Here is a 12,308-nt window from a genome sequence, read left to right as displayed (position 1 = left end):
CCTCCTTAAAAAAGAAGCGTCGCCGCTTCTTTATGTTGCTTCAGTTAATGTCGCCTCGGTTTCTCTCGCTTCCCCGCGACGTAAATACTCAATCGTAATCGTATCACCGACTGTTGCATCACGATAGAGCGCATCTCGTAAATCGACGTATCGTTTGATCTCCCGGTCTCCGATTTTCGTGATGACATCGCCAATACGTAGTCCCGCTTCCTCAGCCGGACTACCTGGTGTCACTTCTTCGACGAAGACACCGTCTTCTTGGTCGAATGAGATGCCGTACTCTTCCCGAACGTTACCGGGTACCGCAATGACTTCTTGAATCGTGACCCCGAGCTGTGCTCGTGTCACCTTGCCGTCGCGTTCTAACATGTCAATGACCGGTAGCGCCACGTTCACCGGAATCGAGAAGCCGACCCCTTCTACGCTCGCCTCGGCGATTTTCATCGAATTGATTCCGACGAGTTCTCCACGAATGTTGATGAGGGCACCACCCGAATTCCCCGGGTTGATGGCCGCATCCGTTTGGATGACTTCCGCGTTATAATCCATCAAGCCATCGCTGTTCGTATCGACCGGCACCGTCCGCTCGACACCACTGACGATACCACGGGTGACCGAGTTTGAGAAGACACCGAGCGGATTTCCGATGGCCATGACGGTCTCGCCAGCTTGGAGAACAGTGGAGTCCCCGAGAACAATCGGCTCCACATCGATATTTTTCGGTAACTCGACCTCGGCGACAGCCAAGTCGTTGAGCGGGTCTTCGCCTAAAATGGTTGCCGATGCGATTTGACCATCGGAAAAGGCGATGTTGACCTCGTCCGCTTCTTCGATGACGTGGAAGTTCGTGACGATATAGGCCGTGTTTCCTTCTACTTTATAGATGACACCGGATCCGGCACCCGCCTCCCATTGCGAGTCCGAGGTGAACGCACGCTGGATATTGGTGATGCTGACGACGGACGTCTTCGCCCCAAGGACAGCGGTCGTGACGTCCGATTCGGTGACGGTGACGGCCTGTTCGGTCCGCGTCAGTTCATTCGTCACAAAACGAGAGGTCGGCGAATCCCAGAGCATCACGATGACAAAAAACAAAGCCGCTCCTAAGAATCCGCCAACCCCTCCGAGTAACAACGGTTTTATATTTGGTCTCGGCTTATGGCGTACGTGCTCCTCTTGCTTCGGTCGCCATTCGCTCCGAGACGGATACGTCGATTTCTCTTCTGTTGCTTCGTGTACTTCAGGTTCGACGTCTTGAGGTTCATATTCATGGTGTCTCTCTTCGTTCACGACGCGTCCCCCCTTCAAGACAGTGTGATAACTGTCTTTTCCCAAGTTTCCTTATAAAGAAACGAGTGAAGTGGGGATTGTCGGGTCCGTGTCGCACAATTTGATTCGACCTAAGTCGACGTCTCGCATGCCGAGTGTTTGCGAGACGCTCATCTGTGCGAGCTCCTTCATGTTGTTGTCCTTACTTAAGTGGGCCAAATAGATCCGTTTCGTGCGGTCACCGATGACCTCACTCATCGCGATGGCTGCATCCTCGTTCGAGACGTGGCCATAGTCGCCGAGGATTCGTCGTTTGACACTCCATGGATAACGCCCCATCTGCAACATCGAGACGTCATGGTTCGACTCAAAGATGAAGTCGTCCGCTCCACGGATGATTCCTTTCATCCGGTCCGAGACATAACCCGTGTCGGTGATATGGGCTAATCGTTTCCCGTCATGGGCAAACTGATAAAACATCGGGTCTGCCGCATCATGGCTCACGTTGAACGTCTCGATTTCGATATCCCCGAACTGTTTCACATCTCCGACTTCGATTTGAAACTTCAAGGCAGGATCAATCTTTCCAATCAGTGATTCCATCGCTGCCCATGTCTTCGCATTCGCATAAATCGGTAAATTGTACTTTCGTGCTAGTATCCCGACACCTTTAATATGGTCGGAGTGCTCATGGGTGACGAGCAGTGCGTCGATTCCGTCAAATGACCGACCGATGGCTTCGATGCGCTGTTGCATCGCTTTTCCGGTCAATCCGGCATCGACGAGCAGCTTCGTCCGTTCCGTCTCGATATAGAGGGCGTTTCCGGTCGACCCGCTCGCTAACACACTATACTGTAAAGTCACGCAATCACTCCTTTCATTCTTTCGTTTCAAACTCCACGTGCTCGACTGTTCCATCGATTGCATTGACGAAGTAGACCTGATCATCAATCCCGATCGACCAAAGCGGTGGCATGATAATCAAACTGCCAGAGCTGTCGAGCGGTAAACTGTAAAACCCGGTATTGATGGCCCGCATCTCCTGGTTCGGTTGGAAGTACTTCCGAGATGCGAGTTGTGAGATGGCTTCACTGGCCGTCAACACGAGGTCGTCTTGCGTTTTTGACGAGAGGTCTTTTAAATGACGCTGTTTATAATCCGTCACTTCGAACGACTCGTTCAACTGAATGAGGATGAGGGATGGACCGATGTACATTTCCGTATCTCCCTCGACTTCAGGTGCTGAAAAAATCTTGTTATCCTCGAATGTTTGCACGAAAGCGATCTGTCTCGTTTTTTCATCGTAGCGCCAGTAGGCGTACTCGTTTCCAAACGGGGCATATTCTGCTACAAACGTCGAGGCGGTCGTTCGTAAATCCTTCGCATCGAGCGGGACGGGTTGTTTCAACTCGACTTCGAGTTGCATGTTGTCGAGCGTCGTCGCGAGCTGTGCCTCCCGATTTTTCGTGATCATCGCGGCTGACATCTCTTCAGACGAACCTGTCAAATAGCCGATATCCCGACCCATCCGTGGCAATTTTGCCGGATCGACATTCCGCTGGTCTAAAATCTGCGTGATCGAGGTGTTGTCATTCGTCACGACTTCGGTCGCCCATGTTTCCGTCAGCAATTGAAACAACAGATAGATGTTCAAGGCGAGGAAGGCGAAGATTAAAATCGTTTTCGCTTTACTCCAATCCACGATACATCATCCTTTCTGTCCAATCGTCTCCTTGATTGTATGGGACCCAACGGCCCGCCTCACGCACGAACCAGTTCGGTGAAAACGTCACATAGCGGCTCGTGTCCTCGTTATATTCAATCTCATAACCGATTCGAATCTCGGTCACGTTCTCAAATCGTCCGGAGTTGATGAGCGTACCGAGTACCTCGTCCGCATCGGCCAACTGTGTCGTGCCAACGGTGATCAACCGATCGATTTCCAAGTGGTTACGGGTGATTGACCGGACCTGTGCCCCGTCGTTTTCCACACGCAATGTGGATAAGTCGATGGCATCGTTGTTGATAAACGCCTCACGCTGACTGAAGACCGGATACCCTTTCACGTGAAAACGGAACACGGTCGTTTCAAATCCTTTGTTGGCCGGTGTGATGGCATCGAATCGAAGGGACAGCCCTTGATTCTCAGACGCTTCATCGACCCATCCCCCGTGGAAGTTCACGAATTCCACAATAGAATCCAATCCGATTGCTGTATCACGCTCGGTGCTATTCCGAGACAGGTTTCGATAGCGACTGGCGTTCAGTTTCGCATCATATTCCGCCACACTGACACCGTTCGTCAACGCCCCGACCGAGCTTGCCGGGTCGACTTCTTGAACGTTCGGGTCACCTGGGAAGAACGTATCTCGCATCCAGTCGAGACGAGTGTCGATTTGAATCGACGATACGTCATACGCGAACAACTCATTCATCTCAGGTCCGACGACCGGGATGTAATTCACGCGTTCATCCGTATACGTCACGCGTTTCATCGTTCGACTCGAGTTTTTTAAGAAAAGGCTGTTCACATCGCCGTTTCCGACTTTCGTCAACTTCCCTTCCCAAATGGACTGGTCGCTCATGATGGCGCGGATGTTGAACACACTGTCGTCCATATAGATGAGGATCCGCTGTGGAATCTTCCCGGACAGACTATACGTTCCCGGAAGCATATAGCTGAGCGTGTCCGCATAGTAGGCCTCCGGCAAGATCAACTCGAGTCCCTCGTTGATATCCGTATAGAAACTCGGGACGTTTTTTACGGCGAGCGGCTTGAACTCACTCGCCTCAAACGAATCTCGAATGACACGCATCAGTTGCTTCGGTGTATTCTTCGAAGCGAACACGGCATTGTTGTCATGCACGACCGCTTGAGTCGGGATGATGACCTGATTCGCACGACGTTGCAATGACTCGTCCACCGTCGTGAGTTGCGTTTCTGATTGGACGGCCTGATACGTGGGATGGTAGTCCCATAAGATGATGGTTTGAACAATCGACGTGACGATTAACGTGAGCAAAATGAACGACTTCCACAGTTCCGGCTTTGCAATCGTAAACCGTTTCATCAATCATTCACCTCCACAATCGTATCGAATGGGATCGTGAAGTAAATCGTTGTACCTCTTCCAAATTCACTCTCTGCCCAGATGTCGCCACCGTGAGCGGAAACGACTTCCTTGGCAATCGATAGACCGAGTCCGGTACCACCGATGTTACGCGCCCGTGCCTTATCGACACGATAGAAACGCTCGAAAATTTTCTTCAAGTTCGACTTCGGAATCCCGACCCCTTCATCCTTGATGCCGATGACAAGGCGTTTCGCCCGAAGCATCGTCCGGAACGTAATCGTCCCGCCTTCTGGTGAGAACTTGATGGCGTTCGTGATGATGTTGTCGATGACTTGGGTCATCTTATCTTGATCGGCATGCACGTAGACACGACGCTTCATCAGTTTGCGACGGAATTGAATCGCATCCCCTTTCGTCATCTCGTGACGGTCGATAATGTCGTTAAAGAACTGCACAAAGTCGAACTTCACTTTTTGCATCTTATATTCTTTACTGTCCATCTTCGAGAGCTGCAACAAGTCGTTGACGAGGCGAATCATCCGCTCCGTCTCGTTTTGTGTCGTTTCTAAGAAACGTGGCGCCAATTCTTCATCCTGATACGCGCCTTCTGCGAGAACCTCCAAATAGCTACGCATCGTCGTGAGCGGCGTCCGCAATTCATGACTGACGTTCGCAACGAATTCACGGCGGTCCTGTTCGACCTGTTCTTGTTCCGTGACGTCATGCAAGACGACGATGAGACCTGTAATCGGTCCGCTATGTTTTTGAATCGGTGAGAAATAGGCACGAACGAGAAACAATTCTTCGTCCGTACTGAGATCAATCAGTTTTGTCGGCATCGTGCCGTCTTCCGGAATGACGATTTCCTCTTCGAATGCGAGGAGACTTTGTAAGTTCGTCCCCATCGCCTCTTCTTCAGCGACTCCGATCATGTCGCGTGCCTGGTCGTTCATCAAGATGACCCGTAGCGATCGGTCAGTCGCGACCACACCGTCCGACATGTTCTCGAGGACACTCGTCAAGCGGCGTCGTTCGGCTTCCGTTGTCGCGTTCGCCTCCATCAACTCATCCGTCAATTCGTTGAACGCATACGCGAGTTGACCGACCTCGTCATCCGAATACACTTTAACTTTCCGCGAGAAGTTCCCTTTCCGCATCTCGACGGCCTGCCTCCGCATATCGGCAATCGGTCGCGTGATGGTTCGAGATAAAAGGATTCCGAGGAACGAGGTGATGATGAGTGCGATCAATGTCCCCGTTGCGAGGATGCGTGTCACTTGTTCCATCTGGTTGTAGATGGACTTCATCGATGCCTCGATATAGATCATCCCGGTCGTTGTGCCGTCCACTTCCGACTTGATTGGAACGGCGACGACGCGCATTCGGTCATTTGAATCTTCATAGACGAGCGTCTCTTGCGCTCCGCCTGTCGCGAATGACTTTTGAATGAACGTGCTCGCCGTCCGTTGTCCGACAAGACTTTGATTATTTTGGTTCGAGGTCGCCCGGACGACACTGTTCGTGTCGATGATTTGGACTTCTCGAATGTCGTCAGCTAGCGTCGTGCTCTCTGTAAATTCAGACAGCAGCTGATCCAGTAACTGGTTCAACTGCTGGTCCGTGGTCGAGTCACTCTCGTTCGCGGCAGTCCCCTCACTGATGTTGTAGCTCAGTAGGTTCGCCCGGTCGACAAGTGACTGCGAGAAGTTGTTGATGTATTGCCGTTCTAAAGAACGCACAAAGTACACGCCGATGACTTGCATCGCAACGAGAATGAGCAGCGCATAGATGACGACGAGCTTCCACTGGATTGATTTAAAGAAGTTCGTCCGTTTCATCGTTTAATCTTCTTCTCCTGCCTTCAAATAATACCCGACGCCGCGACGCGTAATAATATACGTCGGAGTCGACGGGTTGTCCTCTACTTTTTCACGAAGACGACGCACCGTGACGTCCACAGTACGCACATCACCGAAGTAATCATAGCCCCACACCGTTTGGAGCAAGTGCTCCCGCGTCATCACTTGCCCGATGTTTTGGGCGAGGTAATGAATCAATTCGAACTCGCGATGCGTCAATTCGATTTTCTCATCCCGTTTCGTCACCATGTACGAATCCGGATGAATCGTCAAGTCGCCGATCACGATATCGTTCGCGTTGGCTCCTTTTGCTTCTGGCGCCGGTGCTGTCGCATGACGTCGCATGTTCGCTTTGACACGGGCTAACAATTCACGTGAGCTGAACGGCTTTGTGACGTAATCGTCTGCACCGAGCTCTAGTCCGAGTACTTTGTCAATCTCGGAATCTTTCGCCGTCAACATGATGATCGGCATGTCATACTTCTTCCGTACCTCACGGCATACTTCCATGCCGTCTTTGAGCGGAAGCATGATGTCGAGCAAGATGAGATCCGGTTGAATCTCTTCTACTTTGACGAGCGCTTCTTCGCCGTCATAGGCGACATGCACCTGGTAACCTTCTTTTTCAAGTTTAAACTTCAATATATCTGCGATTGGTTGTTCGTCATCTACCACTAAAATCGTACGATCCATTCAGTGAGTCCTCCTCTTATCATTAAACGTACATGCCTACATTGTAACTCTTTTTAAACCGCTTAGAAAGCGTGGTCCATTTCCGTGGAAATAGAAAAAGAGAGCCCGATGGCTCCCTTTCTTATGCTTCGTAAATATCACGCAAGATGACTGTCTGTTCACGAGCCGGTCCGACCGAGAACGTCAACAACTCGATTCCTGTCAATTCCTCGATGCGACGCACGTAACGCTGTGCGTTCTCCGGAAGATCTTCAAAGCGACGAACCCCTGTGATGTCTTCTGTCCAGCCAGGAAGCTCTTCGTATACCGGTACACACTTCTCAAGGACGCGGAAGTTCGGTGGATACTCGTCGAGATGCTTTCCTTCGTACTCATACGATGTACAAATCTTGAGCGTCTCAAGACCTGTCAATACATCGATGGAGTTGAGGCAAAGATCGGTGATCCCGCTGACGCGGCGTGAGTGACGCACGACGACCGAGTCGAACCAGCCGACACGGCGTGGACGACCAGTTGTCGTTCCGTATTCTTTCCCGACTTCACGGATCGTATGACCGATCTCATCGTCGAGTTCTGTCGGGAACGGACCGTCACCGACGCGTGACGTGTATGCTTTACAGACGCCGACCACGTGATGAATCTTCGATGGCCCGATTCCGGCACCACTCGATACGCCACCTGACGCTGCGTTCGACGATGTGACGAACGGATACGTTCCATGGTCGATATCGAGAAGGACCCCCTGAGCCCCTTCAAAGAGAACCTTCTTCTCTTCATCGAGTGAATCGTTCAAGACGACCGATGTATCACACACGTATTTCGCGAACTGTTGCCCGTACGCATAGTATTCTTGAAAGATGTCGTCGAACTCGATTGGATCGACTTCATACATTTTCACGAACATGCGGTTTTTTAGTTCAAGCACGGTCTTTAGCTTCTCCGCGAACACTTCTTTGTCGAGAAGGTCGGCGATGCGAATCCCGATACGTGCCGCCTTATCCATATATGCTGGGCCGATTCCTTTTAGTGTCGTCCCGACTTTCGCGTCACCTTTCGCCTCTTCTTCGAGACGATCTTGAAGCTGGTGGTACGGCAAGATGATATGCGCGCGGTTCGAGATTCGAAGGTTATCCGTGCTCACACCACGTTCATGTAAGTAAGCGAGTTCTGTCACGAGTGATTTCGGGTTGACGACCATCCCGTTCCCGATGACACACGTCTTATCCGAATAGAAAATCCCAGACGGAATGAGGTGAAGTTTATATTTCGTATCATTGAAGACGATCGTGTGACCAGCGTTGTCTCCCCCTTGATAACGCGCGACGACTTCGGCTTGTTTCGATAAGAAATCGGTGATCTTCCCTTTCCCTTCATCGCCCCACTGCGTTCCCACTACGACTACTGATGACATAATGAATCCTCCTTATTAATCAACGTTCTGTTCAAACCATCCGTAAGTGTACACTTGAAAAGCGAGAAAGTCAATTGAATACCGAACGTTTTATATAAGATGTAACTATTCGTTCGTCATTTTAACCAAACCCTATATAAAAAAGACACCACCGACGTTACATCGGTGGTGCGAAGGCTTGCGTCTCCATATTGACGAACTTGTTGTACTCTTTCCTGAAGGAGAGCTTGACCGTACCGGTCGGACCGTTACGTTGTTTCGCAATGATGATTTCAATCGTATTGGCGTCTTCACTCTCTTTATCGTAATAGTCATCACGGTAGAGGAAGGCGACGATATCGGCATCCTGCTCGATTGCTCCCGATTCACGGATATCCGACATCATCGGTCGCTTGTCTTGACGACTCTCTACGCCACGTGAGAGCTGAGACAAGGCGATGACCGGTACTTGTAGTTCCCGTGCGATCGCTTTGAGCGTACGTGAGATTTCCGATACTTCTTGTTGGCGGTTCTCGCCCGGTTTCCCGTTCCCGACGATGAGCTGCAAGTAGTCAATCATGATCATCCCGAGACCATGTTCCTGCTTCAATCGGCGACATTTGGCTCGGATTTCGTTGACCCGAAGACCCGGTGTATCGTCAATGTAGATGCCTGCCTGTGAGAGCGACGACATCGCGAGAGAGAGACGACCCCAGTCTTCCGCTTCAAGACGACCGGTCCGGAGGCGCTGGGCATCGATGTTCCCTTCCGCACACAACATACGCATGACGAGTTGCTCGGCACCCATCTCCAAACTGAAGATGGCGACGTTCTCACCTGTACGGACCGCGACGTTTTGCGAGATGTTCAAGGCGAACGCGGTCTTCCCGACAGATGGACGGGCGGCCACGATAATCAAATCGTTTCGTTGGAAACCGGCTGTCATCTTATCCAAATCCGTGAAGCCGGTCGCAATCCCCGTGATCTCACCGCTCGACTGATGCAGCTTTTCAATCGTCGAGTACGCATCGGATAAGACAGAACCAATCGGGTGGAAGCTCGATTGCCCTTTTCGTTGCGATACTTTTAGAATGTTCCGCTCCGCGTCCGAGAGGACAGAATCGACCTCGTCCTGACGCTCATAACCATCCGAGACGATGTTCGTCGCTGTTCGAATCAGACGACGGAGTGCCGCTTTTTGGTCGACGACGTTCAAGTAATAGCCGATGTTCCCGATGGCGGGAACGGATTCCGCGACCTCCGCCAAATAGTTGAGGCCCCCGATCTCGTCTAAAATCCCTTGCGCCTGCAACTCGGAACTGAGCGTGACCAAGTCGACGAGCTCACCTCGGTCATTGATTTTTAGCATCGCTTCAAAGATGCGCTGGTGGCTGACACGATAAAAGTCGTCCGGGTCGACCCGCTCTGAGGCCGTAATCAACCGATCCGAATCGAGGATGATCGCCCCTAAGACGGCTTGCTCCGCTTCCACGCTATGCGGTGGTGTATTGACTTGAATCGCATCACTCATCCGTCTCTACCTCACCTTCAAGCTTCTTGTACATGTACATTCAACGTCGCGACGACGTCATGGTGCAACTTCACTGGCACTTTCGTGAAACCGAGCGCCTTGATCGGATGCTCGAGTTCAATTTTACGCTTATCGATTTTGTAGCCCATCGATTTAAGGGCATCCGCGATTTGCTTGCTCGTGACCGAACCGAACACGCGACCGCCTTCACCGGCTTTCGTCGTGACGGCAATCGTCTCTTTTTCAAGCTTCTCTTTGAGTCGTTTCGCTTCGTTCAACTCTTCTTCTGCTGCTTCTTCGGCACGACGTTCTTTAGCCGCGAATGCTTTCAGGTTTCCTGGTGTCGCTTCCACTGCTAAATTCTTCTTGAACAAGACGTTTTTAGCGTAAGCGTCTGCCACGTTTTTCACTTCTCCAGCTTTCCCTTGTCCTTTTACATCTACTTTCAAAATGACTTTCATTCTAATTCCTCTCCTTCAGTTTCATCTGTTACGTAATGATCGATTGCCTCTTTCAACATGACGTTCGCTTGTTCGCGACTCACCTCAAGTTGCGTCGCCGCATTCGTCAAATGGCCACCGCCATCGAGCATTTCCATGATGACCTGGACGTTGACGTCACCGAGCGACCGCGCGCTGATTCCCGTACGTCCGTCCGGTAAGATGGCGATGACGAACGAGGCTTTGACGCCTTCCATATTCAACAACTGGTCTGCAGACTGAGCAATCAACACTTGATGGTGTGCCTCGTCGTCAGAAGCGACCGCAATCGCCATGCCACCTGCATAAATTTCGGTGTTTCTCAAAATCTGAGACTGCTCGATATAGGCATCGAGGTCTTGTCTCATGAAGTGCTGCACGAGTACCGTGTCAGCCCCTTGAACTCGCAAGAAGGATGCCGCATCAAACGTACGGGACCCCGTACGGAGCGTAAATCCTTTCGTATCGACCATGATCCCCGCGAGAAGTGACGTCGCCTCTAAAATCGAGAGCTTTCGACTTCCCGCCTGATACTCAATCAATTCCGTGACGAGCTCACTCGTTGATGATGCGTACGGCTCCATGTACACGAGAACCGGATCTTCGATAAATTCTTCCCCGCGACGATGATGGTCGATGACGACGACCCGCTCCGACCGATACAAAATGTCTTTTGAAATGACGAGGGACGGACGGTGTGTATCGACGACGACGAGTAATGTCTGTTCATCGATGAGTGGCTGCGCCTCATACTCGGTCAAGAATTGGCTGTATAACGAGTCATCGTTCTCCACTTCCTGGACGAGCCGCTGGATCCCGACACTCGTCTCACCGGATGGAATGACGACATACGCCTCGCGTCCAACAAACTCGGCCAATTTCATGACACCGATGGAAGCACCGAGCGAGTCCATATCTGGATTCTTATGTCCCATAACGAGGACACGGCTTGACTCCCGAATGAGGTCACGCATCGAGTTCGAGATGACACGTGCTCGGACACGTGTTCGCTTCTCGGTCGGGTTTGTCTTCCCGCCGAAGAAACGAACTTTTCCGTTATGACGCTTGACGACCGCCTGGTCACCACCACGGCCAAGTCCTAAATCAAGGCTCGACTGAGAGAGATTGCCGAGCTCCGTCAACGTCGTTTCACCGCACCCAATCCCGATTGATAACGTCAACGGGATTCTTTGTTCCTTCGTCGCATCACGCACTTCATCCAAGATCGAAAAGCGGTTGTTTTCAAGTTCAGATAGCGTCCGTTCATTCATGACGAGGAAAAAGCGGTCCGCCGCTGTACGACGCATGTAGATGTGATGCCGCTGCGCCCATTGATTGAGGAGCACCGTCACCCGACGATTGACTTCACTACGGACCTGTTCATCCACCGCAGTCGACATCTCGTCATAGTTATCTAAATACAAAATACCGATGACCGTCTGCGTTTGAACATACTTTTGTTCCATCTCCGCTTCTTCGGTCATGTCAAATAAATAGAGGGTTTGATGGATTTGATTGTAATAGACACGATAGACACGGTCACCCACTTCAATCGTGGCTTCATCCTCTTCTTCTTCAATCAATTCATCGAAGGCGGAATGGAGCGCATCAAGCGGTATTCCAATCGCCATATCGAGTTCGAAAATCAATCGTGATTGTTCGTTATACCAACTGATCCGTCGGTCCTGGTCAAAGACTAAAATCCCAATCGGCATCGTCGTCAACGCTTCTTTTCCGACCTCTTCGATTTGATGAGAGAGAGAGAGGACATACTGTTCCCAATTTTTACGCTCCCGTCGCATCGTCACTTGCTGATAGATGAAAAAAATCAGCGTGCCCATAAACAGGGTGATTGCCGCCACAATGTTGTAGAACGCCAATCCCAACGAGACAAGGAATCCAATCACGTATGGAATCATGTGCCGCGCGTATTGGTTCTTCACGGATGTTATTGCTTCACCACTGTGCATGTATGCCTCCTAAAATGAGTAATGTTCACCCATGGAATCGTAA

At 51.0% G+C, this 12,308-nt stretch carries 10 protein-coding genes; all 10 read right to left on the bottom strand.

Annotation, left to right across the window (positions count from 1 at the left end; translation table 11 throughout):
* Positions 1–30: 30 nt before the first annotated feature.
* Positions 31–1,290 carry a S1C family serine protease gene (locus EAT1B_RS08945; RefSeq protein ID WP_015880242.1) on the bottom strand — a complete coding sequence of 420 codons (1,260 nt, stop codon included), beginning with the start codon at positions 1,288–1,290 and terminating at the stop codon, positions 31–33.
* Positions 1,291–1,341: 51 nt separating this feature from the next.
* A complete protein-coding gene (locus tag EAT1B_RS08940) occupies positions 1,342–2,133 on the bottom strand; it encodes an MBL fold metallo-hydrolase (protein ID WP_015880241.1) in 792 nt (263 codons plus the stop codon).
* A gap of 13 nt (positions 2,134–2,146) precedes the next feature.
* Positions 2,147–2,971 carry a two-component system regulatory protein YycI gene (locus EAT1B_RS08935; protein WP_015880240.1) on the bottom strand — a complete coding sequence of 275 codons (825 nt, stop codon included), beginning with the start codon at positions 2,969–2,971 and terminating at the stop codon, positions 2,147–2,149.
* On the bottom strand, positions 2,958–4,340 hold the full coding sequence (gene yycH, locus EAT1B_RS08930; RefSeq protein WP_015880239.1) for a two-component system activity regulator YycH: 1,383 nt from the start codon (positions 4,338–4,340) through the stop codon (positions 2,958–2,960). Before yycH ends, EAT1B_RS08935 begins: the two co-directional genes overlap by 14 nt.
* Positions 4,340–6,181, bottom strand: coding sequence for a cell wall metabolism sensor histidine kinase WalK (gene walK / locus EAT1B_RS08925; protein WP_015880238.1), 1,842 nt, complete (start codon positions 6,179–6,181; stop codon positions 4,340–4,342). Before walK ends, yycH begins: the two co-directional genes overlap by 1 nt.
* A gap of 3 nt (positions 6,182–6,184) precedes the next feature.
* Positions 6,185–6,895, bottom strand: coding sequence for a response regulator YycF (yycF, locus tag EAT1B_RS08920; RefSeq protein WP_015880237.1), 711 nt, complete (start codon positions 6,893–6,895; stop codon positions 6,185–6,187).
* A gap of 121 nt (positions 6,896–7,016) precedes the next feature.
* Positions 7,017–8,306 carry an adenylosuccinate synthase gene (locus EAT1B_RS08915; protein ID WP_015880236.1) on the bottom strand — a complete coding sequence of 430 codons (1,290 nt, stop codon included), beginning with the start codon at positions 8,304–8,306 and terminating at the stop codon, positions 7,017–7,019.
* Positions 8,307–8,463: 157 nt separating this feature from the next.
* Positions 8,464–9,816, bottom strand: coding sequence for a replicative DNA helicase (gene dnaB, locus EAT1B_RS08910; RefSeq protein ID WP_015880235.1), 1,353 nt, complete (start codon positions 9,814–9,816; stop codon positions 8,464–8,466).
* Between the two features lie 17 nt (positions 9,817–9,833).
* Positions 9,834–10,277 (bottom strand): 50S ribosomal protein L9, encoded by a 444-nt coding sequence (rplI, locus tag EAT1B_RS08905; protein ID WP_015880234.1) that lies wholly within the window; start codon positions 10,275–10,277, stop codon positions 9,834–9,836.
* Entirely contained in the window at positions 10,274–12,265 is a 1,992-nt protein-coding gene (locus EAT1B_RS08900; RefSeq protein ID WP_015880233.1) for a DHH family phosphoesterase, read from the bottom strand. Before EAT1B_RS08900 ends, rplI begins: the two co-directional genes overlap by 4 nt.
* Between the last annotated feature and the right edge of the window lie 43 nt (positions 12,266–12,308).

This window comes from Exiguobacterium sp. AT1b, from assembly GCF_000023045.1.
In the GTDB taxonomy this organism is placed as follows: Bacteria; Bacillota; Bacilli; order Exiguobacteriales; family Exiguobacteriaceae; genus Exiguobacterium.
The sequence above is the reverse complement of the archived record's forward strand: the minus strand, read 5'-3'. Positions and strand labels throughout refer to the sequence as shown.

Excerpts from the sequence above, each read along its gene's own strand:
- yycH (WP_015880239.1), bottom strand. The coding sequence starts at position 4,340 with ATGAAACGGTTTACGATTGCAAAGCCGGAACTGTGGAAGTCGTTCATT.
- walK (WP_015880238.1), bottom strand. The coding sequence starts at position 6,181 with ATGAAACGGACGAACTTCTTTAAATCAATCCAGTGGAAGCTCGTCGTC.
- yycF (WP_015880237.1), bottom strand. The coding sequence starts at position 6,895 with ATGGATCGTACGATTTTAGTGGTAGATGACGAACAACCAATCGCAGAT.
- EAT1B_RS08915 (WP_015880236.1), bottom strand. The coding sequence starts at position 8,306 with ATGTCATCAGTAGTCGTAGTGGGAACGCAGTGGGGCGATGAAGGGAAA.
- dnaB (WP_015880235.1), bottom strand. The coding sequence starts at position 9,816 with ATGAGTGATGCGATTCAAGTCAATACACCACCGCATAGCGTGGAAGCG.
- rplI (WP_015880234.1), bottom strand. The coding sequence starts at position 10,277 with ATGAAAGTCATTTTGAAAGTAGATGTAAAAGGACAAGGGAAAGCTGGA.
- EAT1B_RS08900 (WP_015880233.1), bottom strand. The coding sequence starts at position 12,265 with ATGCACAGTGGTGAAGCAATAACATCCGTGAAGAACCAATACGCGCGG.